Genomic DNA, 26,564 nt, shown 5'->3' with positions numbered 1-26,564 from the left:
CTATAGAACCATCGAATAGCTGATAAGTCGGTAAAAATGCATTAGTTTGTCCTACTGATGGAACAATGGGTTTTCACATGCAAGATCTCAACGACCTGTTCTACTTTGCCCGCGTGGTCGAGGCCGGCGGCTTTGCCGCCGCCGGCCGCCAACTGGGTATCCCCAAATCGCGCCTGTCGCGGCGTATCGCCGAGCTGGAGGAGCGCCTGGGTACCCGTTTGCTGCAACGCACCACGCGTCAACTGAAGCTGACGGCGGTGGGCGAGCGCTATCTGCATCACTGCCAGGCCATGCTGCTGGAAGCGGAGATGGCTGATGAAGCCGTCGCCAGCATGACCAGTGAGCCGCGCGGGCGCTTGCGGGTGTCGTGCCCGGTGGCCTTGGCGCATGCCTTTCTCCCGGAGGTGATCAGCCGTTTTCTGGAGTTGCACCCGCTGGTGCAGTTGGACATGGTCCTGCTCAATCGCCGGGTCGACCTGATTTCCGAAGGCATCGACGTGGCCCTGCGGGTGCGCGACCTGGGCGACGAGGACCCGGCCTTGGTCACCCGCCGCTTGCGCCAGGCGCAGATGCATCTGGTTGCCGCGCCAGGCTTTGCCGACGACATCCGTGAGCCTTCGCAGCTGGCCAGCCTACCGGTGTTGGGCGCGGCCGAGGCTGATCGATTGGTGCACCTGCGCTTGTTTGGCCCTGGCGGGCGCCAGCAGGACCTGGCCTTGGAGCCGCGCCTGGCCATCGATGACTTTGTCGTACGCAAGGCCTCGGTGCTGGCCGGGCTGGGCTTCACAGCGCTGCCGAGCATGTACTGCGAAGAAGAGCTGGAGCGCGGTGAGTTGGTACGCCTGTTGCCCGATTGGTCATTGCCGGGCGGCTGGCTGCAGGCGGTGTACCCACACCGGCGGGGCGTGCTGCCGGCGGTGCGGGTGTGGATCGACCATCTGGCGGCCTCGTTCGAGGCCTGTGGAGAGCGTTATGTCTGAGCAACGCATGAGCCCTGAGCAGGTGGCCGAGTTTTGCCTGGGCCTGCCAGGAGCGCGAGAAGACTACAAGTGGGGTGGGATCCGGGTGTTCTCGGTGGCCGGCAACAAGATGTTTGCCGTGCTCGACCTGGCGGGTGCGGGGTTGTCGTTCAAGGTCGATGACGAGCTGTTCCTGGGGTATGTCGACCTCCCGGGCGTGCGCCCGGCTCCCTACTTGGCCAGGGCCCGCTGGATCAGCATGGCCCCGCCCTACCCCATGGGCCGAACCCAGCTGTGCGATCTGCTGCAGCGTTCCCACCAGTTGGTGGTGCTGCGCCTGCCCAAACGATTGCGCCTTGGCCTGCTTATCTGAACAACGGCGCTACCGCCGCGCCTAGCCAGCGCCCTTGCAGCGCCAGGTGATCGAACCAGAACAGCTGGTGCACGGCGACGATGGCCCAGAAGCTCAGCTGATAGGAGGCCTTGCGCGTCTTGTGCCGAAACAGCTGCTGGGCCAGCAATGCGCCGGGCCAGCCGCCGCACAGTTCGCTGGCATGCAGGACCTTTTCCGGCGTGCGCCAGGCCTGGCTGCGGGCCTGCTGTTTGTCCTGCCAATAGAGCATGAGGCTGATCAAGCTGACAGCGGGATAGGCCGCCAGTGGCAACCACGACTGCCCACTCCAGGCCATCTGCGCCGCACCCAGGCCAGGCATCAGGCACAGGACGGCGAGAACCAGCAGCTTCAGGCGTGCATTGCGCACGCCCTCTTGCCCGCCATTGCCGCGCCTGGCCGCAGTGTGCGTACGCGCCATGTCAGCCTTGCGCCGTCGCCCAGTCGACCCAGCCGAACTGCCAGGTCGCCAGGATGATCAGGCCAAAGACGATGCGGTACCAGGCGAAGGCCGCATAGCTGTGGTTGGCGATGAACTTGAGCAGCGCCCGCACGGCGATCATGGCGAAGATGAACGACACCACGAAACCGATGGCGAATACCGGCAGATCGGCCGGCTGGAACAGCTCCCGGTATTTGTAGCCCGAGTACACCGCAGCGCCCACCATGGTTGGCATGGCCAGGAAGAACGAGAACTCGGTCGCGGCCTTGCGCGACAAGCCGAACAGCAAACCGCCGATGATGGTCGAGCCGGAACGCGAAGTCCCTGGGATCATCGCCACACACTGCACCAGGCCGATCTTCAGCGCGTGGCTCCAGTGCATGTCATCGACATGGTCGACCTCGATACGATGCTCACGCCGCTCGGCCCAGAGCATGATCACCCCGCCCACGACCAAGGCGGCCGCCACGGTAATCGGGTTGAACAGGTACTCGTGGATGTAGTCGGCGAACAGCACGCCCAGCACCACTGCCGGCATGAACGCGACCAGCAGGTTGGCCGTGAAGCGTCGCGCCGGCGCTTGGCTGGACAGCCCCAGCACCACATCGAAGATCTTGCGGCGGAACTCCCACACCACTGCCAGGATCGCGCCCAGCTGGATGATGATGTTGAACGCCATGGCCCGCTCGCCACCAAAACCGATCAGGTCAGCGACGATGATCTGGTGCCCGGTACTGGAGATCGGCAGAAACTCTGTCAGTCCTTCGACGACGCCTAAGATGATTGCCTGAAAGGCACTCCAAAAATCCATCATTCCCCCGATGGGACGCAGCTCGTGGCACGCCCCTTGTTCTTGATTTACTGGTGATTGCCGCACGCGGCCCGGCAGTTTTACAGCGACTGCCAGGCGCAATGCCAGTTGAATTGTTCCAGATGCCTAAAGGTTTCATCCAAAGCGGCCGAGATGCTATCAGAGCAGCCCGCCGAAGGCTCGCGCGCAAACATCATGGATTGTCCTGCCGGACACCTAGCCATTGGTCGACTGGGGGAGCAACGGCAAAGCATGCTTGGATGCATCTCAATAACAAGAACAACGCGGGAGTAGCTTATAAATGAAGACCTTGAGGTCGATGTCGATCAGCCGCCGCTTGTGGCTGATCTTGCTGGTGGCAGTGGCGATGTTGCTGGTACTGGGGCTGCTGATGCTGCGCCAGATCCATGCTGACCTGTACCGGGCCAAGGCCGAGAAGACCCACCACGTGGTCGAAACCGCAGCGGGGGTGCTGGCCTACTACCAAGGCCTGGAAGCCAACGGCACGCTCACCCGCGACGCCGCCCAGCAGCAAGCCCTGCAAGTGGTGCGCGGCCTGCGCTACGACCAGAATGACTACTTCTGGATCAACGACCTGGCGCCGAAGATGATCATGCATCCGGCCAACCCCAAGCTAGATGGCCAGGACCTGGCGGCCATCCGTGACCCAGACGGTTTTGCCGTGTTCAACGAAATGGTGGCCCTGGCCCGCAGCCAGGGCGCCGGGCCCGTCGACTACCGCTGGCCTAAGCCAGGTGCCAGCGAGCCGGTGGCCAAGACCTCGTACATCCAGCTGTTCAAGCCTTGGGGGTGGATCATCGGTTCGGGGGTGTACGTCGATGACGTGCAGGCCGAGTTCGCCCGCCAGGTTCGCGATGCCTGCCTGTTGGGCCTGGGTATCGCCCTGTTGATGGGGCTGCTGGTGATGTTGATCGCCCGTAGCATCGCCCGCCCATTGCAGGAAGCAGTACAGGCCATGGGCATTATCGCCAGTGGCGAAAGCGACCTGAGCCAGCGCCTGGACACCCATGGTCGCGACGAGATCACCCACCTGGGCGAGCACTTCAACCGCTTCAACGGCAAGCTGCAGGGGGTGGTTGGTCAATTGCAAGGCACCGCCCACGCCTTGGCCCAATCGGCCGGCCATGTCGGCGACAACGCCGGCCAAGCCCAAGAGCGCAGCGCCCAACAGTCGTTGCAGATGGATCAGGTCGCGACAGCGGTCAATGAGGTTACCTATGCCGTCCAGGACGTGGCCAAGAACGCTGAGCAGGCAGCCAGCGAGATGCGCGCCGCGCAGGAGCAGGTCAGCCATGGCCAACAGGCGATCCACGGCAGCTTGCAGCAGATCGACCGGTTGTCTGCCACCATCGATCAAGCGGTCCAGGTCATTCGTGAACTGGCGGGGCACAGCACCAAGATCGGCGGCGTGCTGGAGGTGATTCGCTCGATTGCCGAACAGACCAACCTGCTGGCCTTGAACGCCGCCATTGAAGCCGCCCGAGCCGGCGAGCAAGGCCGCGGCTTTGCGGTGGTAGCCGATGAAGTGCGCCTGCTGGCCCAGCGCAGCGCGCAATCGACCGCCGAAATCCAGACCATGATCGAGCACCTGCAAGGCCAGTCGGAAGCGGCGGTGCGGGCCATCGACACCAGCAGCGAGGCGTCGCGCCAGACCGTCGAGCAAGCCCGTGAAGCAGGCACCAGCCTGGATGCCATCAGCCAGGTACTGCACAACCTCACGGCACTGAACGCGTCTATCGCCAGCGCTACCTTGCAGCAGTCGCATGTGGTCGAGGAGATCAACCGCAATGTGACCGAGACGGCCGGACTGTCGCTGCAAACGGCCGAAGCGGCGCGCCAATCGACGGATTCGGGAATGGCGCTGGCACGCCTGAGCGAGGAACTGGAGCAGTTGTTGAAGCAGTTCAGGGTGTAACAGCGTGGGCAGAGGTCGCCGCTGCCGACCTCTTCGCAGGCAAGCCCGCGCCTACAGGGTTGGTGTCGTTCGCAGCAATTGCGCGCGACACAGCCTGTGGGTTTACCCGCGTCGAAGCCCGCACTGAGCCCTACTCCTGTCCGCCCCCACAGGCTACAATCGCGCCCTTTCCCTGCCCCCAAGGATCGCCGATGTCCGGCCTTGAACTGATCGCCGCCGTGCTCGGCGTCATTGCCGTGTGGCTCACCGTCAAGCAAAACCCTTGGTGCTGGCCGATCGGCCTGGTCATGGTGACCCTCTATGGCTGGTTCTTCTACGAGGTGAAGCTGTACTCGGGGATGCTCTTGCAGGCCACCTACGCCCTGCTGCAGCTCTATGGCTGGTGGCAATGGACGCGTCCCGAGCGGGTCGAGGATGCCCGCCAGGTATCGCGCCTGGCGCGCCGACAGATACTCGCCGGGCTGGCCGTGGGCCTGCTGTTGAGTATGGCGCTAGGCGCAGCCATGGCGCATTGGACCGATGCCGCCCTGCCCTGGCTGGACGCTACCCTGACCGGTTTCAGCCTGGTCGCACAGGTGTGGATGGCCCAAAAGCGCGTGCAATGCTGGCCGCTGTGGCTGGTGGTCGATGTGGTCTATGTCGGCCAATACCTGCACCAGCAGCTGTACTTCACCGCCGGATTGTTCGTCGTGCTCACCGTGATCGCGGTGCGTGGCTGGCTGGAATGGCGCCGTGACCCGGCGCTGGGCAACGCATGAAGGTCCTGGTGTTGTGCGGGCCGGAGTCCAGCGGCAAGAGCTGGCTCAGCAGTGAGATCCAGGCGCACTTTGGTGGTGAACTGGTCGGTGAATACGTGCGTCATTTTATCGACGAGCAAGGGCGCGATACCTGCTACGCCGATATTCCGGCGATCGCTCGCGGTCAACTGGCCTGGGAAGACGCCGCGCGCGCCCATCAGCCTGAGTTGTTGATCCTCGACACCCACCTGTTGAGCAACCTGCTGTGGAGCCGGGCACTGTTCAACGATTGTCCGGCATGGATCGAGCAAGCACTGCTTGAACGCCACTACGATCTGCACCTGCTGCTCGACCCGCAGGGCGTCAGTTGGGTCGGTGATGGTCAGCGCTGTCAGCCCGATTTGCGCGAACGCCAGGCGTTCTTCAGCGACAGCCATGCCTGGCTGCAGCGCCATCAGCAGCCAGTGCAGGTGATTGGCGGTGATTGGCCGCAGCGCAGCGCTGCCGTGCTCGCTGCGGTGCAGCGTTTACTGAACGGCAAAGCCGCAGCGTGCCCCACCGAGTGTTAAGCCGCTGATACATCTCACTGGGCCATAGTCCCCGCAGTTGGGCCTCCCTCGCCAGTTATGGGCCTAGTGTTAAGCCGGTAATACACCCCCGGTAAAGCCCGCTCAGGCGCTGCCCGTGCTGGGCTGCGCCGGTAGTTCAGGAAAAATTGTCTCAACGCTGATACAGCAAAATCCCGGCGCGCCCCATTCGCCCGCACAAGTTGTTGATTGCACTGCAATAAGCAAAACCGGCACAGCATCTGCTCTATTCCTCGCAACGCTGACTAGGACCAGCGCTCTGAAGAAGGAATTGCCATCGTGGGGAAATTCGATAAAGGCATCTATCGCCTGCTGCTGCTCAGTTGTGCCCTGGCGCCCAGTCTCAGTCTGCCAGTCCAAGCCGAAAACGGGGTTATCGTGATCACCCGCGATGTGCAGCCGCGCAACGCCATGCGCCCACCGCTGATCCCCGATCCAAGCCCCGTCACCGTCAATACCAATCCTTCGGCTCACATTCTCAAGCAAACCAACGAGCTCAGCGATGGCGACTTTGCCGGTATCAGCAGCGGTTCTGGCATCAGCACCATGATCACCCAGCAAACCAACAACCTGGGCGGGCAGATCAACAACCAGAACCAGTTGCCCAACCTGGCCGGTGGACGCGCTTCAGGCTCGGGCAATGGCATCTCCAACATGGTCAACTCGAACGTCCAGCGTGGCATGGGCGCGCTGAAGATCCTCGGCGGAGGCCAATGAGATGAAGCACACGCTGCTGATTCTGGCCAGCCTTTGCAGTGCATCGGCCTTTGCCCAAGGCCCCATCATCGACACCGCCACCATTGACCGTTCCGGTGCGCAGTACCAGGGCAATCTAAGCGTCAACCAGGCGGCCGGCGACCTCCAGCAACAAGCCAACGCCCGCGCCTTCGCCATTGGTCATAACGCCAGCGCTACCACCCAGATTCGCCAACGCCTGCGCAGCGAGGTCGACCCTTCGCGCGATGCCAAGTCAAGCATCCAGGGCGATGCCTTCAGCAACGGCACTGGCGCGCTGGGCGTCAACCAGAGCGCGGGGGCCAGCAACCAGCAAGCCAACGCATTGCGCATCAGCATTAGTGCGCAACCGCAAACCATTGATGACAGCGTCCTGCTGCAACAAAACGTGGCGCTGATCAATAACTCCGATGCAACTGCCTCTGCACCCGGCTATCGCCAGATCACCACGAGTGACCAGGCCTTCACCGGTAGTCGTGGGGTGATCCAGTTGAATCAGAGCGCCGGGGTGGGAAACCGAACGGCCAACACCCTGAGCGTCCGGGTCGCGGACTGACCCACAGGTAATAACAACACTTAACCTAAAATAAAGTACGGAGAATCACCATGAAACCCTCGATGGCAATCAAGCCTCTGGTTTTCGCAATTGCTGCGATCATGGCTGTAGCTGTACAAGCTGACGATAGGCGTGGCAACGGCCACAACAATGGCCATAACAACGGTCACAACAACGGCAACAACAACCCTCGTCCGATCATCATCCCAATCAGCGCCACTGCCGAAGCTACCGATCGTCAAAGCAGTACCGGCAACCGCATCTGGAACGAAGGGACCGTCAACGAAGCTGAAATGAGCAGCTCTGCCGAAGGCGCCGCAGGCAACGTCGGGGTCAACGTGGCAGCCGGTAACGGCAACCAACAAGACAACGCCGCCGCCATCGCCAACGCGGCCTCCGACTCAAGCCTGGATAACAGCTTCGTGTTTGGCACCGCCACTGCCACTGCCGACGTCCGCCAGGTCAGCAACAACAACCGGGTCACCAACTGGTCCACCCAAAGCTCTGCGGTCATGAGCGGATCAGCCAGCGGCGCCAACGGCAACGTGGGTGTCAACATCGCCAGTGGCGACCTCAACCAACAGAAAAACACCATGGCCATTGCTAACACCAATGCGCCCATTGGCAACGCCGTGGCCACCGCTTCTGCCAACCAAAGTGGCCCTGGTCTGACCGTCAACAACTATGCCGATCGTGAAACCCGGCTGGATACGCTGACCCTGACCAAGACTTCGAGCGGCTCGTTCTCGCGCGAAGGCACCTTCGAGTCCAGCGACAATCGCAGCTCGTCTTCGAGCGGCAGTGTCAGCGGCTCGAAAAACTCGGCGTCCAGTGGCTCCAACAGCTGGAGTGCCAGCGGATCCAACAGCATGACTGCCAGCGGCTCCAACAGCATGACCGCCAGTGGGTCCAACAGCTCCAGCGCCAGCGGTTCGGGCAGCGCCAACGCCAGTGGTTCCAACAGCGCCAGTGCCAACGGTTCGGCTAGCGGCAGCGCCAGCTCGAGCTCTAGCGCTTCGCTGGACGCTACCTTGACCGCCGCAGCCGAGTCTACCCGGTCGACTACCGTCAACAACGGCTTTGGCGATCGCACTCGCAGCCAGAGTGCCAGCGGATCGCTTGACGCTTCGTTGAATGCGTCGATCGATACCTCGCATGAAAGCGCGTATGACGCTTCGTTCGAGAAGTCGTTCGACTCCTCGTTCGACAGATCTCGTGACTACTCCTACGACAGGGCGCGTGATTCTTCGTACGACAAGTCGCGTGACTCGTCGTACAACAAGGCACGTGACTCTTCGTACGATAAGTCTCGTGAGTCCTCGTACGACAAGACCGCCTCCAGCTCGTTCGAGAAGTCCTACGAGAAGGCCAACGAGTCTTCGAAAGACATTTCGAAGAGCTACAGCGAAGCCAACTCGTATGAGCTGAGCAACACCATCTCGTACCAAGTGTTGACTCCAATTGGCTGGGCTAACCCTGTGACCAACACTGCAACCCTGAGCGGTTCGGTGAATGGCGGCAGCGGCAACCTGGGCGTCAACGTGGCCTCTGGTGTCGGCAACCAGCAAAGCAACTCGCTGGCCATCTCCAACACCTCGTTCTAAGTACTGTGGCCTGAGGCCCCCTTCGGGGGGCCTTTTTCAGCATCCGCAGGGGGACGTCGAACATGCGCATTATCGCCTTGGCGCTGTTGCTTTGCCTGGCAAGCCAAGCAGAAGCCGCGCAAATGCCACTTTCCGTTTTGCCGGGTGGCGCGGTGATATTCAAACCCATCCAGAGTGTGCGCGAACGCAAGTTCGCCGATCTGGTGCAACAGAAAACCGACTTCAGTTGTGGCGCCGCCGCGCTGGCGACCATCTTGCGCCAAGCCTATTGGCTGGACGTCGATGAACAGCAGATCATCGAGGGCATGCTGGCCAACGCCGATCAGGATCTGGTCCGCGTGCAGGGTTTTTCCATGCTCGACATGAAACGCTACGTGGAAACCCTAGGCATGCGCGCCCGCGGCTACCGGGTAGCCGTCGACACCTTGCACAGTATCCGTATTCCCGTGGTGGTCCTGATGGACATCCGCGGCTACAAGCATTTTGTGGTCATGCAAAAAGTCGACAACGGCTGGGTGTATATCGGTGATCCGGTACTGGGTCACAAACGCTTCAAAGTCGAAGATTTCATCAAAGGCTGGAACGGCATCATCTTTGCCATCATCGGCCAGGGGTACGACAAGAGCAATGCCTTGCTCGACCCGCCCATTCCGCTGACCGTCAAAGGTCGCATCAACAACTTCACCCCGGTGCAAGACGCAGAGTTGATGGATTTCGGATTCATCCAAAGCGACTTCTTCTAATAATGACAAGGGAGCACCACGCTCCGGGAGCATCCAATGAAGACTTCAACCTGGCTAGCCGTGGTGTGCCTGGCCGCCAGCCTGCCGCTCCAGGCGGAGACGTTCAAACCCATTGAGCTGAAGGATCAGGAGCTGGCCAACTTGCGCGGGCGCTATGTCATGCCAGGGCGGATCATCAGTTTCGGGATTGTCATGACCAGCACCTGGCAAAATGCCAACGGCGAAGTGATTGGCGCCACCTCGTCGATGCAGATCCAGCAATCGACCATCAAGCCGCAGTTCTACGTGTCGATGATCAACCAAAAAGGCAGCGGCACCCCGCGTGGCCAAGGCCCCGGCACGGGCAGCGTAACCGGCGGCAAGGGGCTCAATAGCACCGAAGGCGTGACCCAGATCGTGCGGGCCGCCGGCGACCATAACCTGGCCTACAATGGCGTTGATATCAATGTCAGCAAAGGCAACAAAGCGCCCACCACGCAGCCCCAGGGCGAGGCCTTGGCCGCTGGCAGCAAAGTACTCGGAGCCAATGCTGCTGGCGCGCTGAGCGTGTCCTCGAGCGGCACCGGCGTGCAACTGAACATCAATGCCAACAATAACCAGGGCAGCACCTTCCAACGCCTGGGCCAAGGTGGGCTGATGCAGAACACCACGTTGCTCGGCGCCGGCAATCAGGTCAGAAACCTCACTTCGCTCAATGTCGTGCTGCGTGACAACGTCTCGGCAGCCGGGTCGGTGAGCGGCAACCTAGACCAGCTCAAAGGCCTTCGTACTCTCGGATTCTGATCTACGCTCTGTCTCATCAAATGTAGTCAGAAGGGACGGCTAACCCATGCACCGATCGTTAACCTTCAGAGCTATCGTCTGTTTGGGTAGCCTGACTCCAGCCGCATTGCTCTATGCAGCACCCGACCCTCAAGTCGAAGCCCTGAAACAAGAACTGATGGAGTTGAAACAACGTTACGAAGCCCAGCAACACGCGCTGATGGTGCTTGAACAGCGCGTTCGCCAGGTTGAGGAAGCACCCGCAACCCCTGCACCCAAGCGCCTGACCAAATCCCCTGCCGAAACCGTACGGGGCGGCCAGAGCGTTGCCGCAGGCGCGCCAGGTACTGGCGGCAGCTCATACGGCCAGTCGCTCAAGGAAGATTCCGAACCTGCGCAAAGCGTATCGAACCTGTATGACGAGGCCAGTGGCTTCTTTGGCGGCGGCAAGTTCAGCGTCGAAACCGGCCTGACCTACACCCACTACGATACCCGAGCCCTGGTGCTCAATGGTTTCCTGGCGCTGGACTCGATATTCCTCGGCAATATCAACCTTGACCGGATCAAGGCCGATAACTGGACCTTGGACCTGACGGCGCGCTACAACCTGGACCAGCGCTGGCAATTCGACGTCAACGTACCGGTGGTCTACCGCGAATCCACCTACTCATCTGGCGGCGCCGGTGGCGCAGGCCCTGTCACCTCCGATGCCACCGTCACCCGCGACCCGACCATTGGCGATGTCAACTTCGGGGTCGCCTACAAATTCCTCGATGAGTCGGAAAACTGGCCCGATGCGGTGGCTACCCTGCGGGTCAAGGCACCTACCGGTAAAGACCCCTATGGCATCAAGCTGGTCAACGACCCGACCAACGATAACCTTTCGGTGCCGGAGAGCCTGCCGACCGGCAATGGTGTCTGGTCGATCACCCCGGGTATCTCGCTGGTCAAGACCTTCGACCCGGCGGTGCTGTTTGCCAGCTTGTCCTACACCTACAACATGCAGGACTCGTTCAGCGACATCAGCCCGCAGGTCAACAGTAAAGTCGCAGGGGACGTGAAGCTCGGTGACTCCTGGCAGATCGGCGCCGGTATTGCCTTTGCCTTGAACGAAAAAATGAGTATGTCGTTCTCGGTGTCCGACCAATTTGCCAGCAAGAGCAAGATCAAACCCGATGGCGGCGACTGGCAGGACGTGCCCAACAGCGACTACAACGCGGCAAACTTCAACATCGGCATGACCTTCGCCGCAACCGACAACCTGACCATCGTGCCTAACCTGTCGATTGGCCTGACCGACGACTCGCCGGACTTCTCCTTCAGCCTGAAATTCCCTTATTACTTCTGAGTTTGCCAAAGGCACGGACCTGCTCGGCGGGTCCGTCTTTTGGTAACCAGGCTTGTAGCCAACCGCTTTCCTGACCCTGGCCTGTTATCATCGAGCACAGATGTGTGACGTTTTAATGGCAATAAGGAAAGTTTTCGTGAAAAACCTGTTCGGCCACCCGCGGACCCGGCTTGTCGCCCTGGCGACCCTGGTGCTGGTGCTTCCACTGGGTGCGCGTGCCCTGCTGGGCTGGTCCAACCCGCTCGGCTACTTGTCGGACCTCGCCCTGGGCAGCCTGCTGGTGCTGCTGCTGTTGCGTCGCCCATGGTGGCTGGCCTTGCCGGTGCTGCTGGCATGGGCTGCGCTGTGGGTGGCATCGGCCGAGCTGGTGAGCGCGGTGGGCCGACTGCCGAACAGTGCCGACCTGGGTTATCTGTTCGACCCGCAGTTCATGGAAAACTCCACCGGCGGCGGCTTGGCCCACCCCTGGCTGCCAGCCGTGCTCGGCGCCGGCCTGCTGGCGTGGCTGATCAGCGCCTGGCGCAGCCGGGCACAGCCGCGAGCCGCGCTACCGCGCGTGGCGCGGGCGGTACCGCTCATGCTGTTCGGCCTGCATTGGGCGAGCCAGCACCTGGCCCCTTCCGACGCCGACCAGTGGCGTCAGTACAACCTCTCCCACCAACTGTTGTCGGCCGGGGTGGGCAACCTGCAGCGCAAGGCTCAGGGCTGGCTGGGCCAGACTCAGGCAATTACCCCGTTACCCAGTGTTGGCCTGACCCAGTCTGACCTTAGCGGCCAGAAACTGTTGGCCGCTGCGGGGCAGGCGCGCAACCTGCTGGTAATTACCCTCGAAGGTATTCCCGGCGCCTATGTGCAAGCCAACCGTGAAGCCCTCGATAGCCGCTTCGACGAAGCGTTGATGCCCAAGCTCAGCCGGTGGGCCGAGCGCGGCATGAACACTCCCGACTACGTGCTGCACACCCATCAGACCATCCGCGGCCTGTATGCCATGCTCTGCGGCGACTACGACAAATTGGCCAACGGCACCCCCAAAGGCGTCGAACTGCTCACCCAGAACCAGCGCAACCAGGCCTGCCTGCCCGCTCAGCTACGTCAGGCGGGGTTCACCACCCACTACCTGCAAGGCGCCGGGCTGCGCTTCATGGCCAAGGACCGCATCATGCCGCACATCGGCTTTGACTCGGTGCATGGCCTGGAGTGGTTCAGCAATGCCAACTACCTGGAGTTCCCCTGGGGCAAGGATGACCGCGCCTTTTTCGAAGGTGCACTGGACTACATCGGGCAACTCGGCAAGCAGGATCAACCCTGGATGTTGACCCTGCTGACCGTTGGCACCCACCAGCCCTACTCGGCACCCGAGCAGTACTTGCAACGCTACGACACCCCCAAACAAGCGGCGGTCGCCTATCTGGATGACGCCATTGGTGCGTTCCTCGATAGCCTGGAGCGCCAGGGCGTGCTCAAGGACACCCTGGTGGTGGTCACCTCCGATGAGTCCCACGGCATCGATGGCGTGCGCCTGGCCTCCTCTTGGGGCTTCAACCTCACCCTGGCCCCGGAGCAGGCCGAACTCCCCCGAGTCAAACGTGGCACCTATGGCCATATCGACCTGGCCGCCTCCTTGCTCGACTATTTCGCCCTGCCGATTCCCGATGCGTTGGGCGGGCGCTCGCTGTACCGCGACTATGACAGCGGCCGGGAAATGATCGCCTACACCAATGGCATGCTGCGCTACCACAACGGCCAGGGGGTATTTACCGAATGCGATTTCCAGCAGCGCTGTCGCCGCTACGCCAGCGAGGGCTTCATTGCCGACCAGGCCAAGTACCTCGGCCCTGGGCAAGCTGCCGTCGGCGAGCAGATCAGCGCCCTGGCCGGCGTCCTCGATCAGTCGCTGTTGCGCACACCGCTTAACCTGCGTTACCAATTCGGCGGGCCCTCGCCGATCCAATTGCAGGCACGCATTCACGATGACTGGGCGGACAACCTGATTGGCGCGCAGTACCTGGAGATGCCTGAAGGCTCGCATACCCGCGTGCGGGTGAAGGTGCGTTCACTTGACCCGCAGCGCACTGCGCACATCCAGCTCAAGGCCAAGGAACTGGAACAGGATGTGCCGCTGGGGTTGCCGGATGAAATCCTGGTGACTGCCGATCAGCCACTGGACATGGAGTTCAGCTTCGACAATCCCAACATGCGCAAGGCGTTCTCCTTCCATCTGCTGGGCTATGGTGGCGGTGAGGTCGAGGTGAGTGACTTCAGCGTAATTACCGCGTTGCCTGGGGATGAAGAGCCAGCCGAAGAGCTCTCAGATGGGCATATCGCGCAGTCGAGTTGACCGATCAGCTCTGTTGAGTCAGTGCCGCCCAGGCGCCAGGCACTGACATACCTAGCGAATCTGATGTTTGTGCAGCAGGCGATAGAACGTCGGCCGCGAAACACCCAAGACCTTCGCCGCGATACTCAGGTTATCACTGTGCCGGTTAAGCACATCGCACAGTGCCTGGCGCTCGGCGCGGTGCTTGTAATCCTCCAGTGTGCCCAGCGGCTGATCCTCCTGCTCGACCACCTGCAAGCCCAGGTCCTGCGCTTCGATCTGCCGCCCCTCTGCCAGGACCAAGCCACGCCGCACCCGATTGGCCAGCTCGCGCACATTACCTGGCCAGTCGTGGCGGCCCATGGCGGCCAAGGCATTGTCACTGAAGGTACGCGGCCTGCGTCCGGTCTCCAGGCTATAGAAGTGCGAGAAATGGTTGGCCAGCATCGACAGGTCACCATGCCGATCACGCAGAGGGGCGGTCACCACCTGCAGCACGTTGAGCCGGTAGTACAAGTCTTCTCGAAAACGCCCATGCTCGATGGCCTTTTCCAAGTCCACGTGGGTCGCCGCCAACACCCGCACATCGACCGGAATCGGCTGGCTGCCACCGACCCGTTCAATGTGTTTTTCCTGTAGAAAACGCAGCAGATTTGCCTGCAGCTCCAACGGCAGGTCGCCCACCTCGTCAAGGAACAGCGTGCCATCATGGGCCGCCTCGATCCGGCCTAGCTTGCGCTGGTGAGCGCCGGTAAACGCGCCCTTCTCATGCCCGAACAGTTCGGACTGGATCAGGTGTTCAGGGATGGCACCGCAGTTGATCGCGATAAACGGCTTTTCGCGCCGGTGCGACTGGCGATGCAGCGTGCGCGCCACCAACTCCTTGCCGGTGCCGCTTTCTCCACGTATCAGCACAGGTGATTCGGTGGGCGCCAACTTGCCGAGCAACTTGCGCAACTCACGGATGGGCCGGCTTTCGCCGAGCAATTCGTGCTCAGGCTCGTCTACCTTGACTGCGCCTTTGCCGCGCAGGCGCGCCATGCCGAAGGCCCGCCCCAGGGTTACCTGCACCCGGGAGACGTCAAATGGCAGGGTATGGAAGTCAAAAAACCACTCGCAGACAAAGTCGCCTACGTTCTGCATGCGCAGTTCCTCGGCGCTGAGCACTGCGATCCACTCGGTATTACTGCGCTTGATCATGTCCTTGACCGCCTCGGGATGGCGCAGATGCGAGGCCTGCAAGCGCAGCAAACCGACATCACAGGGGTACTCCAGTGCCGAGCCCAGGGTGCAGCCGTGAACGTCCCAGCCGGCGCTACGCAAGCCAGGCAATAGACGGAGGCAGTCGTCGCAAGGGTCGACGATCAACAAGCGGCGTTGCGGTGCGGGTTCTAGCATGACCGTTCCTTGGCGCCAATGATTGGTTTTTTTCGTAGAAACAGTAAGTTGCAGCGCCCGAATTAACAGTAGCAACGAAAGCGTCAGAACCCCCTACCGTTTGTCTGCCAGTTAACGGCATGTTCTAGCCGTACGGGAATTTTATTTAGTTGTCGGCGTCACACGCCGGATAGCCCGCCGCTAAAACCAGGCGCGGATAAAAAATTTCAACTGCCATGTGACTTCAACCCGGCCCCGGAGCATCAGTACCAATAACCCCGCGCTGCGTAACTTAACTTTTCAGCCTCGCGGACTTACTTTCGCTGTTTGGGACCAAAGAGAGACCGAACCATGAATGCCCCGCTCCGTGTCAACGAAGCACTGCTGATCGCCGACCACGCCTTCGAACCGTTCCAGTGCGTAGCCTGGGATGCACCCAACGGTACTGGTGAGCTAAGCCTGGCAGTGATCGACCGGACCAGCACGCGTATCGGCGCCAAGCAAGTCTCCTCACGTATTTACTCCGACCCTGCCCAGTGGGCCAGCTTGATCGAAGAAGTACGCGCCGAGCTGTGTGAAAAAGGTTATGACCTGCAACCCTGGTCGATGCCCAAGTAAGCCTACTTCGCCTGTAAGTGCGTGTTAAACCACGCACTTACAGCAACTTCCATCGACTAACTTCTGCGCGTGCGACATTGGGTCGCACAACAGCGAGTTATATCAATTCAGTCGTTTTAACCGGTCGATATGTTGATAGTCGGCCTGCAGCTGCGCGGCCAACAACTGCGCACGCCCCAGCCGCACTGGCGCCAATTCCATGTCGACCAAGCAGGTCGCACAGGGCATTGGCAGTACTGGCTGCCAGTGTTGCAGACGCCCATCGGTAAACACCAGGCAGCGCTGCAACTCGTGGGGATGGCGTTTACGCCGTAGCTGCAACCAGTCCCGCGCCTGCTCCAGGGCCGCGATCAATGGCGTTCCACCACCGGCGCCCAGTGCGTGTAACCATGGCTGCAGCGCCGCCGAGGCCTTCAGGCCGTGCCGTTGCCATTGCGGGCCACGGCCACTGGCGGTGAGCAAGGCTAGCCGGGCGCGCTGGCGATAAGCTTGATCGAACAACTGCGCCAACAACCCTTTGGTCTGGGCCAACGCCTGATGACGCCGGGTCGAAGCCGACGCATCGACAATCACCAGCCACAGCTCTGGCTGCTGGGCCTGGCGCTGCTGCCAGGCCAAGTCTCGACGCAGGCGGGGCTTGCCTTTGAGCAGGGTCGGTAACCAGGCGACCCGCCCAGACGCAGCACTGCGACCACGTCCACGCGGGGCGCCTGTCAATTTGCCGACGCGGGGTCTGGCATCCGCCGCCGCAGCGTTGGGCTGGCGGATGCTCAGGGCTTTTTTGCCCAGTTCGGCACCTCGCGCCGCGGGCCAGCTGCTACCGGTTGTGGCGGTAGCGCTCCCCAGTCACCCTGGCCACCCTCAGGCTTGCTATCGACACCATCAGCAGCGGGCGCTGCACTTGGCGGATTGGCGGCCAGCGCTTCTCGCCGACGATGGCGCAGGGCGAATTCTGCGACGGCGTCGACATCCTGCTCTTCGATAGCCTCACTGCCGCGCCAGGCAGCATGGGCACGCGCTGCGCGCAACCAGACCAGGTCAGCGCGCAGGCCATCCACTCCAGCAGCAAAACAACGCTCGGTAATCCAGGCCAACGCTTGGTCATCCAAGGCAATCTGCTCAAGCCGCTGGCGAGCGTTCTGGCAACGCTCGCGCAGCTGCGCCTGAGCGCTTGCCCACTGGGCGCAGAACGCCTGCGGATCGCTGTCGAACGCCAGACGCCGGCGAATGATCTGCTGACGCGCCGCAGGCTTGGGCAGGCCATCGAGGGAAACATTCAAGCCGAAGCGGTCGAGCAATTGCGGACGTAGTTCACCCTCCTCCGGGTTCATCGTGCCGATCAGCACGAAACGGGCGTCGTGCCGATGGGAGATGCCGTCGCGCTCGATGCGGTTGGTGCCACTGGCGGCGACATCCAGCAGCAGGTCCACCAGAGGATCAGGCAGCAGATTGACCTCATCGACGTACAACACGCCGCCATTGGCATGGGCCAGCACTCCTGGGGAAAACTGGGCCTTGCCCTGCCCCAGTGCGGCATCCAGATCCAAGGTGCCGACCAGGCGCTCTTCAGTCGCCCCCAGTGGCAAGGTGACGAACGGCGGGCTGTGCTCGGCATTGCCTAGCAAGTCGGCCAGGCCACGGGCCAAGGTACTTTTGGCCATGCCACGCGGGCCTTCGATCAGCACGCCGCCAATCTTGGGGTCGATCGCGGTCAGGCACAGGGCCAGTTTGAGCGGCTCGGCGCCGACTACGGCGGCCAGGGGAAATTGCACGGGTTCAGTCATTTAACGAATCTTCCTCGCCCTCGAGCAGCTGCTCTTCGAGGGCTTCGCGGTACGCGCCCGGCTCTTGCCAGAGGCCCCTTTGCTGGGCTTCAAGCAGGCGCTCGGTGAGGTCGCGCAGGGCTTCTGGGTTGTGCTCACGCATAAAGTCACGGGTCGCTGGATCGAGCACATAGGCCTCGGCCAGCGACTGATAATGATGGTCGTCGATCAGGTGCGTGGTGGCGTCGAAGGCGAACAGGTTGTCCACCGTGGCGGCCAATTCGAAGGCGCCCTTGTAACCATGACGCTTGGCGCCGTCGATCCACTTCGGGTTCAGCGCGCGGGCACGGATCACCCGGTTCAGCTCTTCCTTGAGGGTGCGGATGCGCGGCCGATCGACCTGGCTGTGATCACCGTGATAACTGGCCACTGTCGAGCCAGCCAAGGTCTCGGCCGCTGCCAGCATGCCGCCCTGGAACTGGTAGTAGTCATTGGAGTCAAGCAGGTCGTGCTCGTGGTTGTCCTGGTTCTGCAACACGGCCTGGACCTGGCCCAGCCGTGTGGCGAACTGGGCGCGGGCCGGGGTGCCCTCGTCAGCGCCACCATAGGCATAGCCACCGTGGTTGAGATAAACCTCGGCCAGGTCTTCGCGGCCCTGCCACAAGCGCCCGTCGATGGCATTCTGCACCCCGGCGCCATAGGCACCAGGCTTGGCCCCGAACACCCGCCAACCGGCCTGTCGCGCCGCCTGTTCGGCGTCAACGCCTTGCGCTTGCAACGCTTCTCGCTCCGCGCGCACGCGCGCCGCCAGAGGGTTGAGGTCGGCGGGCTCATCGAGCGCTGCCACCGCCTGCACCGCGGCATCGAAAAGGCGGATCAGGTTGCCGAACGCATCACGGAAGAACCCGGAAACCCGCAAGGTGACGTCCACCCGCGGCCGGTCAAGCAGGCTCAAGGGCAGGATTTCGAAATCATCGACCCGCTGACTGCCGGTGGCCCAGACCGGACGCACGCCCATCAAGGCCATGGCCTGGGCAATGTCGTCACCGCCGGTACGCATGGTGGCCGTGCCCCAGACCGACAGCCCCAGCTGGCGCAGGTGATCGCCGTGCTCCTGCAGGTGCCGCTCCAGAATCAGGTTGGCCGAGGCAAAGCCCAGCCGCCAGGCCGTGGTGGTGGGCAGGTTGCGCACATCCACCGTGTAGAAGTTGCGCCCAGTGGGCAATACGTCCAGGCGCCCGCGGCTGGGCGCGCCACTGGGGCCTGCTGGCACGAAGCGGCCTGCAAGCGCCGCGAGCAGGCCGTCAAGCTCGGCCGCGCCACAGGCGTCGAGGTTCGGCGCTACCGAGTCGACCAGCTCACGCAGCACCGCGTTGACCCCTTGCCATTGCGCATCGGCGCCAAGCGTTAGTTGCCCCGCCAGCGCCTGCTCGATCAGCGCCAGGGCCAGATGCTCGAGCCGCTCACGGGTATCACCCTGGGTACGCCATGGGCTTTCACCGAGCGCCTGCAACAGCGGCGGCCGTGGCCCTTGCCAGGCCAGGCCAAGATCGCAGTCCAGCGGATCGAAGCCTAGCGCCAGGGCTTGGGCCAGGGCCCGGATCAGGCTGGCATTGCCGCCCTTGCCATCGCCGCGGGCAACCCGCAGCAACGCCAATAGGGTATCAATGCGCAAGCGCCCCTCGGGCGACTGGCCGAACACATGCAAGCCATCGCGAATCTGCGACTCCTTCAAGTCGCAAAGGTAGGTGTCAAGGCGTGGCAACCAGATGGCGGCGTCATCCAGCTGGCCTTCTAGCTGCAATTCACGGTCGATGTGGTTGGCTTTGAGCAGCTCGAGGATGTCCCGCTGCAGCTCACGCGCCCGGCGCGGGTCGAGCAACTGGGCTTCGTAGTATTCGTCGGCCAACTGCTCCAAATGACGCAACGGGCCATAGGTTTCGGCGCGGGTCAGCGGCGGCATCAGGTGGTCGATGATCACCGCCTGGGTCCGGCGCTTGGCCTGGGCGCCCTCACCCGGGTCATTGACGATGAACGGATAGATGTTCGGCAGCGGCCCCAGCAGCGCATCCGGCCAGCACTGCGCCGACAGGCCGACACCCTTGCCAGGCAGCCATTCGAGGTTGCCATGCTTGCCGACATGGATCACCGCGTCGGCTGCATAGGCATGGCGCAACCAGAAGTGAAAGGCCAGGTAGCCGTGCGGTGGGACCAAGTCGGGGTCGTGATACACCGCGCTCGGATCGACCTGATAACCCCGCGCAGGCTGGATCCCGACGAAGGTCAGGCCGAAACGCAAACCCGCTACCATCAGCCGCCCGCTGCGGAACATGGGATCTTGTTCCGGCGGCCCCCAACGCTCGAGCACCGCCTGCTGATTGGCCTCGGGCAAGCGGGCGAACGCCTGCTGGTAATCGGCCAGGCTCAAGCTCTGTGCGCAAGGGCGTTGATCGAGGTGATCCAGGTCGTTGGTGACGCCACCCAACAGCTGATGAATCAGCGCGGTGCCCGTTTCAGGCAATTCCCCTAGCGGATAGCCCTCGGTCCGCAGCGCCTGCAAGATGTTCAGCGCAGCCGCCGGCGTATCCAGGCCTACGCCATTGCCAATGCGACCGTCGCGGGTCGGATAGTTGGCCAGCACCAGGGCGACGCGTTTCTGCCCATTGGGCAAACGCGCCAGTTCAACCCAGCGCCTGGCCAGTTCGGCAACGAAGTCCATCCGCTCCGGGTGGGCGCGGTAGCAGACCACATCCGCTTGGCTGCGCTCGCTGCGCCAGGCCAAGTCCTTGAAGCTGACCGGGCGGGTGATGATCCGCCCATCGAGTTCCGGCAAGGCAATGTGCATGGCCAAATCGCGCGCGCCCAGGCCCTGCTCGCTGGTTTCCCAGCCCTGCTGGTTGTCCTGGGCGCAAATGGCTTGCAACACCGGCACATCACGGCGTAACGGCCGCAGGTTGGGCTGCTCGGGGCTGGACAAGGCGAAACCGGTGGTATTGATCACCACTTCGGCCTCGACCTCATCCATCCAGGCCTCGACCTGATCGAGGCAGCCGCGCTCTTTCAGGCTGGCGACCGCGATCGGTAGCGGGTTCAGGCCCGCGGCCTGCAAGCGCTGGCAAAATACGTCGATGAACGCGGTATTGGCCGCCTGCAAATGTGAGCGATAGAACAGCAGCGGCGCCACCGGCTGGAGCGGGTCCCAATCAGCGAACCAGTCGCTTGGCTGGGCACTGGCCTTGTGCGGGTGGTAGACCGCGGTGCGCGGCAGCGGCTGCGGCTCGTCCCAGGGGTAATCACGCTCAAGCCACAGGCTGGCCAGGCAATTGAACAGGTTCAGCGCATTGGCCTTACCGCCCTGGCGCAAATAGTGCCAAAGCCGTTCGGCCTGTGCTGCCGGCACTGTGCTCAGGTCGGTCAACTGCGGGTCGGGACGATCATCGCCGGGCACCAGGATCAGTTGCACGCCGCGACGGGCCAACTCGACCAACTGTTCGACCCCGTAGCGCCAATAGCCCACCCCACCGTGCAGCGATAGCAGAATCACCTTCGCGTGGCGCAGCACCTGGTCGACATACAGATCGACCGAGGCATGGTTCTGCACCTGCATCGGGTTGGCCAGGCGCACGCTGGGGTAGTCGCCGGGCAACTGCTCGGCGGTGTCCGCCAGCAGCGCCAGGTGCGAATCACCGCTGCAGAGAATCACCAGCTCGGCCGGGGTCTGGCCGAGGTCGGCGATGCTGTCGTCCGGCACGAAGCCGCCGGGCTGGGTCCGCAGCAAGTGCATGGATCAGGCGCCCAGGGCCTGGCGCAGACGCGCTTCGAGCTCGGCGGCGTGCAAATCCTGGCCAATCAGCACTAGGCGGGTGATGCGCGGTTCATCGGCACGCCAGGCGCGGTCGAAGTGTTTGTCGAAACGGGTACCGACACCTTGAATCAGCAGGCGCATCGGCTTGCCGGGGATTGCCGCGAAGCCCTTGGCGCGCAGGATGCCGAACTCGACCACCAGTTGGGTCAGGGCGTCGAGCAGCAGGCTTTCGTCAGCCTCGGGCAAGTCGATGGAAATGGAATCGAAAGCGTCGTGGTCGTGGTCATCATGATCGTCGCCGTCGTGGTGCGAATCGTGGTGAGTACGACGCCCATCGATGTGCGCTTCAGACTCTGCCCCCACCCCCAACAGCACCTCAAGGGGCAGACGACCACTGCTCGCCTCGATCACTTTGACGGCCGCTGGCAGCTCCTCGGCGACCTCGGCGCGAACCTTGGCCAAGCCTTCGGCGTCGATCAAGTCGGCCTTGTTCAGCACTACCAGGTCGGCGCTGGCCAACTGGTCGGCGAACAGTTCATGCAGTGGCGATTCGTGGTCCAGGTTGGGGTCGAGCTTGCGCTGGGCATCCACCTGGTCTGGGTAGGCGGCGAAGGTGCCAGCCGCGACGGCCGGGCTGTCGACCACCGTGATCACCGCATCGACCGTGCAGGCGTTGCGGATTTCTGGCCACTGGAAGGCTTGCACCAATGGCTTAGGCAGGGCCAGGCCGCTGGTTTCGATGAGAATATGGTCAAGGTCGCCACGGCGCGCCACCAGCTCGCGCATCACCGGGAAGAACTCCTCCTGCACAGTGCAGCACAGGCAGCCGTTGGCCAGCTCGTAGACGCGGCCGCTGGCTTCTTCTTCGGTGCAACCAATGCTGCATTGCTTGAGAATCTCGCCGTCGATGCCCAGCTCGCCGAATTCGTTGACGATAACGGCAATGCGCCGGCCTTGGGCGTTGTCGAGCATGTGCCGCAGCAAGGTAGTCTTGCCCGAGCCGAGGAAGCCGGTAACGATGGTGACGGGAAGCTTGGCCAGTGTTTTCATGTCTCGATGCCCTTGGCAGGATGGCGCGGGCATGCAGGACGAAAGCCTCAGGCCTATTGGCCGGGCTCGTTCGCCACCGGATCACCCCGCCCGGATTAAAAGTCGAAATCGCTACGAGGCAGGTCTCCTGGCTCGCACCGCTCCGGCGCCAGGCCGGTTGGATGACGCCTTCCCGCGCCGGGGCGCAGTGGCTGTGTCGATCCTGTTCAGTGCTTACAGTTGCGGGGGCAGCCGCGGCTTGTACCGCGTTCCCGTCTTAGCTGCGCCTACAGGCGCAGAACCTCGAAGCGGCAAGGCTACGCATCACGGCTATAAGCTGCAAGTAGATACGCACCCAGATCCCTTGGGAGCGGCCTTGCCCGGCGATGAGGCCAGAACAAACGACAGCCAATCGTCCCTGAACAGACCAAAAACAGCCGACTTTGCCAGCCATCGCATCGCTTACAGCTTGTAGCCTGAAGCTCAGGTGTGGTTTGCTAGCGCCTTGCGTTCAGGTGCCCCCACGGGGGTGAAACGGGAAACCGGTGCGTCGCAGGCTCTTCATCCAAGCCCACGACAATGCCGGTGCTGCCCCCGCAACGGTAAGCGAGGAAGCGTCTTGACCACTGTGCCGAGTTGTCTGGCATGGGAAGGTGACGCCTCTGCTGGAGCCCTGCTCCACCTCGCAAGCCCGGAGACCGGCCTGCCTACGTAGCAATGAACACCCCGCGGTGGGCGGGCGCTGTCGCATGTCCCTGGGCGAATCACGTCCGGGGCTGCCGCGCTTGCCCATTGCCTACAACAAGCAGAGGAAAGCGTCATGCCCATCACCAGCGCCAAGCACAGCATCGCCACCCCCATCAGCCTCAGCCAGCGCGTGATCATCGCCGCCGGCGCCAGCCTGCTTGGCCTGTGCCTGATCTACTTTGCCGGTTTCTCGCACATCGAAGCGGTGCACAACGCTGCCCACGACACCCGCCACAGCGCCGCCTTCCCGTGCCACTGAGTAGTCTCGCATGATCAAGCGCATTGCCCGTACCGCTGGCTTCAGCGGCCTGCTTGCAGCCCTGTTGCTGACCCTGCTGCAAAGCGTGTGGGTCAGCCCGCTGATTCTTCAAGCGGAAACCTTCGAAACCGCAGCGCCTGCCGAGCAGCATGAGCATGCCGGCGAAGCGCACGCACCTCATGAACATAGCGCCGAGGCCTGGGCGCCTGAGGATGGCTGGCAGCGCGTGCTGTCGACCACGGGCGGCAACCTGGTGGTCGCGGTCGGCTTCGCGCTGATCCTGGCCGCGCTGTACAGCCTGCGCGAACCCAACCGGGTGAGCACCGGCGCGCTGTGGGGCCTGGCCGGTTTCGCGGTGTTCTGCCTGGCGCCGACCCTGGGCCTGCCACCTGAGTTGCCGGGCACTGCTGCGGCCGATCTTGGCCAACGCCAGACCTGGTGGATCGGCACTGCCGCCGCCACTGCCACGGGCCTTGCGCTGATCGTGTTCGTCCAGCACTGGCTGCTCAAACTGGTGGGGGTGCTGCTGTTGCTGGTGCCACACGTGATCGGCGCGCCGCAGCCAGAGGTTCATCAAAGCCTCGCCCCTGCGGCGCTGGAAACCCAGTTCAAGATCGCCTCCTGGCTGACCAACGCAGCGTTCTGGGTGGCCCTTGGCCTGCTCAGCGCCTGGTTGTTCCGCCGCTCCCGCCAGGCCTGATGCCTAGCGCCCCTGCCCTGCCGGTGCTGTATGCCGGCTTTGGCTGTCGCCAGGGCTGCTCGCGGCAGCACCTTGAAACCCTGCTGCGCCTAGGCCTGGCACAGCTGCAACTGGCGCTGGGCGCAGTGCAGGGCATCGCCAGTATCGAGCTGAAAGCCGACGAGCCTGGCCTGGTTGACTTGGCCAGGCAACTCGCGCTGCCTTTGCAGGTGTTCACCCCGGTGCAGCTGCAACGCTTCGAAGCGCAACTGTCCCATCGTTCCACTGCAGCCTTCACCCACAGCGGCTGCTGGGGCGTTGCCGAAAGTAGCGCCCTGGCCCTCGCTGCCCAGGCCCATGGCGCTGCGCGACTGGTACTTCCCCGGCAGATTCTCGGCGGCGCTACCCTCGCCTTTGCCAGTGGCCGATAATCGCGCCTATTTCATCTGCAAGGATTTTCCATGACGGTCTACTTCATCGGCGCCGGCCCCGGCGACCCGGAACTGATCACGGTCAAAGGCCAGCGCCTGATCCGCCAGTGCCCGGTGATCATCTACGCCGGCTCCTTGGTACCGGCCGCCGTGCTCGAAGGCCACCGCGCCGAAACACTGATCAACAGCGCCGAGCTGCACCTGGAGCAGATCATCAGCGCCATCTGCACAGCCCATGCCAAAGGCCAGGATGTGGCCCGCGTGCACAGCGGCGATCCAAGTCTGTATGGGGCCATTGGCGAGCAGATCCGCTGCCTGCGCGAGCTGGGCATCGACTACCAGATCATCCCGGGCGTCACCGCCACCGCCGCCAGCGCCGCCCTGCTCGGCTGCGAACTGACCTTGCCTGGGGTCGCCCAGACCGTGATTCTCACCCGCTACGGCGACCGCTCACCGATGCCCGCTGGCGAGCAACTGGCGGACCTGGCCCGGCACGGCAGCACCTTGGCCATCCACTTGGGCGTCAAGCACTTGCCACGGATCGTCGCCGAGCTGCTGCCGCACTATGGCGCCGACTGCCCGATTGCCGTGATTCATCGGGCCTCCTGGCCAGATCAGGACTGGGTCCAGGGCACGTTGCAGGACATCGTCGTACGCGCCTCGGCCAAGGACTTCCGGCGCACCGCACTGATCCTGGTTGGCCATGTGCTGGGCGATGCCCCCTTCAGCGACTCGGCCCTGTACCGGGCCGGTCACGCCCACCTTTATCGTCCTGGCAACTGAGCGTTGCCAGGCGCGCGGCTGGCGTAGCAGACTGCGGTTTACCTCGCCCACCGGAGTCATGCCCATGCTCGAGCTACGCCCCAACTGCGAATGCTGCGATGTCGACTTGCCCGCCGAAAGCACCCAGGCGCTGATCTGCTCATTCGAATGCACCTTCTGCCAGGCCTGCGCCGAGCAGCGTTTTCAAGGGCGCTGCCCGAATTGCTCGGGCCAGCTGCTGGCTAGGCCCAGCCGCGTCGGCACGGCGCTGAGTAATAATCCCGCTTCGACGCAACGCATCGTAAAACCGCACCCCGCCTGCGCCTGATCCCTACACGCTACGGTGAGCCAAATCGCTTGCCGGGGCGTGCAAAACCGCTCTTTTTTGTAGGCTTTTTCAACAGACCCTCCGCGTTTTTTCAACGCACCTATACTCGCCATTACCAATGATTCTGAATCGACGTATCTTGCGCGCTGCCGGGCAGGCCCTACAGACGTATTCCTGGGTAATTCAGGAAACGGACTAAATTTCCGACAGGAGTTTCCCAATGACAACCGTGCTGATGGTCGATGACCACCCAACCGTAAGGATGGCCGTAGGCATGTTGCTGCAGCGTGAACGTTTCCAGGTGATCGGTGAGGCCGGCAACGGCATAGAAGCGGTCCAACTAGCGCGCAAACTCTCGCCCCAAGTGGTGATTCTCGATATCGGCCTGCCGGGCCTGGACGGCATGGAAGTGATCAAGCGTTTGCAGTTGCTGGAACCTGCGCCAAAAATTCTGGTGCTGACCGGACAACCCGCCGATCTCTACGTACGCCGCTGCCTGGATGCAGGCATCGCCGCCTTCGTCAACAAAGATGAAGACACCGAATCTTTGGTGTTCGCCCTCAAGGCATTGGTCAAGGGTTATTCGACCTTTCCGCAGATGTCGGTCAACAGCAACTCGCTGGAAAACGAAAACGTGCGCCTGGGCAGCCTCTCCAACCGAGAGATGGAAGTTCTGCGTCGCTTGAGCCGAGGCGAAAACAACAAGTCGATCGGCGAACGCATGAACCTCAGTGCCAAGACCATCAGTACCTACCGCGGAAGGATCATGGACAAGCTCAAAGCCGAATCGCTGGTTGAGATGGTCGACCTTGCCAAGCGCAATAACGTCAACTGAACC

26 protein-coding genes, 1 pseudogene and 2 riboswitches are annotated in these 26,564 nt (G+C 62.6%); of the genes and pseudogenes, 20 read left to right on the top strand and 7 right to left on the bottom strand.

From position 1 onward, the window contains the following. Positions 1-77 precede the first annotated feature (77 nt). Both OIU19_RS00755 and OIU19_RS00750 read left to right on the top strand, forming a co-directional pair. Entirely contained in the window at positions 78-980 is a 903-nt protein-coding gene (locus tag OIU19_RS00755) for a LysR substrate-binding domain-containing protein (protein WP_264232619.1), read from the top strand. Further along, complete coding sequence (locus tag OIU19_RS00750) at positions 973-1,332, top strand: MmcQ/YjbR family DNA-binding protein (protein WP_264232618.1); 360 nt, start codon at positions 973-975, stop codon at positions 1,330-1,332. The genes OIU19_RS00755 and OIU19_RS00750 overlap by 8 nt, the downstream gene beginning before the upstream one ends. On the opposite strand, the gene OIU19_RS00745 is transcribed toward OIU19_RS00750, so the two are convergent. Continuing rightward, positions 1,325-1,771, bottom strand: a complete 447-nt coding sequence (locus OIU19_RS00745) for a DUF1294 domain-containing protein (RefSeq protein ID WP_264232617.1) — start codon at positions 1,769-1,771, stop codon at positions 1,325-1,327. The two genes, OIU19_RS00750 and OIU19_RS00745, sit on opposite strands and share 8 nt — an antisense overlap. Position 1,772: 1 nt before the next feature. Continuing rightward, a complete protein-coding gene (locus OIU19_RS00740) occupies positions 1,773-2,603 on the bottom strand; it encodes an undecaprenyl-diphosphate phosphatase (RefSeq protein WP_186554337.1) in 831 nt (276 codons plus the stop codon). A gap of 301 nt (positions 2,604-2,904) precedes the next feature. Here OIU19_RS00740 and OIU19_RS00735 point away from each other — a divergent pair. From OIU19_RS00735 to OIU19_RS00685, 11 genes and pseudogenes are all read left to right on the top strand, one after another. Continuing rightward, positions 2,905-3,666 (top strand): annotated as a pseudogene (locus OIU19_RS00735) (cache domain-containing protein); the annotation flags it as partial. Positions 3,667-3,804: 138 nt separating this feature from the next. Then, a complete protein-coding gene (locus OIU19_RS00730) occupies positions 3,805-4,539 on the top strand; it encodes a methyl-accepting chemotaxis protein (RefSeq protein ID WP_372353276.1) in 735 nt (244 codons plus the stop codon). 191 nt (positions 4,540-4,730) lie between these two features. Next, complete coding sequence (gene pnuC / locus OIU19_RS00725) at positions 4,731-5,297, top strand: nicotinamide riboside transporter PnuC (RefSeq protein WP_264232615.1); 567 nt, start codon at positions 4,731-4,733, stop codon at positions 5,295-5,297. Beyond that, complete coding sequence (locus tag OIU19_RS00720) at positions 5,294-5,845, top strand: AAA family ATPase (RefSeq protein ID WP_186554334.1); 552 nt, start codon at positions 5,294-5,296, stop codon at positions 5,843-5,845. Before pnuC ends, OIU19_RS00720 begins: the two co-directional genes overlap by 4 nt. 297 nt (positions 5,846-6,142) lie before the next feature. Then, complete coding sequence (locus OIU19_RS00715) at positions 6,143-6,580, top strand: hypothetical protein (protein WP_264232613.1); 438 nt, start codon at positions 6,143-6,145, stop codon at positions 6,578-6,580. Position 6,581: 1 nt separating this feature from the next. Continuing rightward, positions 6,582-7,154, top strand: coding sequence for an adhesin (locus tag OIU19_RS00710; RefSeq protein ID WP_264232611.1), 573 nt, complete (start codon positions 6,582-6,584; stop codon positions 7,152-7,154). 50 nt (positions 7,155-7,204) lie between these two features. Beyond that, on the top strand, positions 7,205-8,758 hold the full coding sequence (locus OIU19_RS00705; RefSeq protein WP_186554331.1) for a heme utilization protein: 1,554 nt from the start codon (positions 7,205-7,207) through the stop codon (positions 8,756-8,758). 62 nt (positions 8,759-8,820) lie between these two features. Further along, positions 8,821-9,501 (top strand): C39 family peptidase, encoded by a 681-nt coding sequence (locus tag OIU19_RS00700; protein ID WP_186554330.1) that lies wholly within the window; start codon positions 8,821-8,823, stop codon positions 9,499-9,501. 36 nt (positions 9,502-9,537) lie between these two features. Further along, positions 9,538-10,284, top strand: coding sequence for a hypothetical protein (locus OIU19_RS00695; RefSeq protein ID WP_264232609.1), 747 nt, complete (start codon positions 9,538-9,540; stop codon positions 10,282-10,284). A gap of 46 nt (positions 10,285-10,330) precedes the next feature. After that, a complete protein-coding gene (locus tag OIU19_RS00690) occupies positions 10,331-11,611 on the top strand; it encodes a hypothetical protein (protein ID WP_264232608.1) in 1,281 nt (426 codons plus the stop codon). A 136-nt stretch (positions 11,612-11,747) separates the two neighbouring features. Further along, entirely contained in the window at positions 11,748-13,949 is a 2,202-nt protein-coding gene (locus OIU19_RS00685; protein ID WP_264232607.1) for an LTA synthase family protein, read from the top strand. Between the two features lie 51 nt (positions 13,950-14,000). On the opposite strand, the gene OIU19_RS00680 is transcribed toward OIU19_RS00685, so the two are convergent. After that, a complete protein-coding gene (locus tag OIU19_RS00680; protein WP_264232606.1) occupies positions 14,001-15,326 on the bottom strand; it encodes a sigma-54 dependent transcriptional regulator in 1,326 nt (441 codons plus the stop codon). A gap of 330 nt (positions 15,327-15,656) precedes the next feature. Between OIU19_RS00680 and OIU19_RS00675 the strand changes: the two genes are divergently transcribed. Further along, complete coding sequence (locus OIU19_RS00675; RefSeq protein WP_003247923.1) at positions 15,657-15,923, top strand: hypothetical protein; 267 nt, start codon at positions 15,657-15,659, stop codon at positions 15,921-15,923. A 102-nt stretch (positions 15,924-16,025) separates the two neighbouring features. Here the strand turns inward: OIU19_RS00675 and OIU19_RS00670 are convergent, their stop codons facing one another. Genes OIU19_RS00670 through cobW form a run of 4 tightly spaced genes read right to left on the bottom strand, consistent with a single transcriptional unit; the run spans position 16,026 to position 22,541 of the window. Then, positions 16,026-16,640, bottom strand: a complete 615-nt coding sequence (locus OIU19_RS00670) for a VWA domain-containing protein (RefSeq protein WP_264232605.1) — start codon at positions 16,638-16,640, stop codon at positions 16,026-16,028. 53 nt (positions 16,641-16,693) lie between these two features. Further along, positions 16,694-17,707: an ATP-binding protein gene (locus tag OIU19_RS00665; RefSeq protein WP_264232603.1), complete on the bottom strand. Its 1,014-nt coding sequence runs from the start codon at positions 17,705-17,707 to the stop codon at positions 16,694-16,696. Continuing rightward, on the bottom strand, positions 17,700-21,470 hold the full coding sequence (cobN, locus tag OIU19_RS00660; protein ID WP_264232601.1) for a cobaltochelatase subunit CobN: 3,771 nt from the start codon (positions 21,468-21,470) through the stop codon (positions 17,700-17,702). Before cobN ends, OIU19_RS00665 begins: the two co-directional genes overlap by 8 nt. A 3-nt stretch (positions 21,471-21,473) precedes the next feature. Then, positions 21,474-22,541, bottom strand: a complete 1,068-nt coding sequence (cobW, locus tag OIU19_RS00655; protein ID WP_264232599.1) for a cobalamin biosynthesis protein CobW — start codon at positions 22,539-22,541, stop codon at positions 21,474-21,476. A 99-nt stretch (positions 22,542-22,640) separates the two neighbouring features. Further along, positions 22,641-22,841: riboswitch (cobalamin riboswitch) on the bottom strand. Positions 22,842-23,016: 175 nt separating this feature from the next. Continuing rightward, positions 23,017-23,242, top strand: a riboswitch (cobalamin riboswitch). Positions 23,243-23,340: 98 nt separating this feature from the next. Here cobW and OIU19_RS00650 point away from each other — a divergent pair. From OIU19_RS00650 to OIU19_RS00625, 6 genes are all read left to right on the top strand, one after another. After that, positions 23,341-23,526, top strand: coding sequence for a CbtB-domain containing protein (locus tag OIU19_RS00650; protein WP_186554322.1), 186 nt, complete (start codon positions 23,341-23,343; stop codon positions 23,524-23,526). A 10-nt stretch (positions 23,527-23,536) separates the two neighbouring features. Then, complete coding sequence (locus OIU19_RS00645; RefSeq protein ID WP_264232598.1) at positions 23,537-24,226, top strand: CbtA family protein; 690 nt, start codon at positions 23,537-23,539, stop codon at positions 24,224-24,226. A 17-nt stretch (positions 24,227-24,243) separates the two neighbouring features. Beyond that, complete coding sequence (locus tag OIU19_RS00640; RefSeq protein WP_264232803.1) at positions 24,244-24,636, top strand: cobalamin biosynthesis protein; 393 nt, start codon at positions 24,244-24,246, stop codon at positions 24,634-24,636. Positions 24,637-24,666: 30 nt separating this feature from the next. Then, positions 24,667-25,419, top strand: a complete 753-nt coding sequence (gene cobM, locus OIU19_RS00635; protein ID WP_264232597.1) for a precorrin-4 C(11)-methyltransferase — start codon at positions 24,667-24,669, stop codon at positions 25,417-25,419. A gap of 64 nt (positions 25,420-25,483) precedes the next feature. Continuing rightward, on the top strand, positions 25,484-25,726 hold the full coding sequence (locus OIU19_RS00630) for a DUF1272 domain-containing protein (RefSeq protein ID WP_264232596.1): 243 nt from the start codon (positions 25,484-25,486) through the stop codon (positions 25,724-25,726). A 220-nt stretch (positions 25,727-25,946) separates the two neighbouring features. Then, the gene (locus OIU19_RS00625) at positions 25,947-26,561 is read left to right on the top strand and encodes a response regulator transcription factor (protein WP_264232595.1); all 615 of its coding nucleotides are present in this window, start codon (positions 25,947-25,949) and stop codon (positions 26,559-26,561) included. The last annotated feature ends 3 nt before the right edge of the window (positions 26,562-26,564 follow it).

Source organism: Pseudomonas sp. BT-42-2 (assembly GCF_025847435.2).
Taxonomy (GTDB): domain Bacteria; phylum Pseudomonadota; class Gammaproteobacteria; order Pseudomonadales; family Pseudomonadaceae; genus Aquipseudomonas; species Aquipseudomonas urmiensis.
Note: the sequence above shows the minus strand (reverse complement) of the source record. Positions and strands in the feature narration are given on the sequence as shown.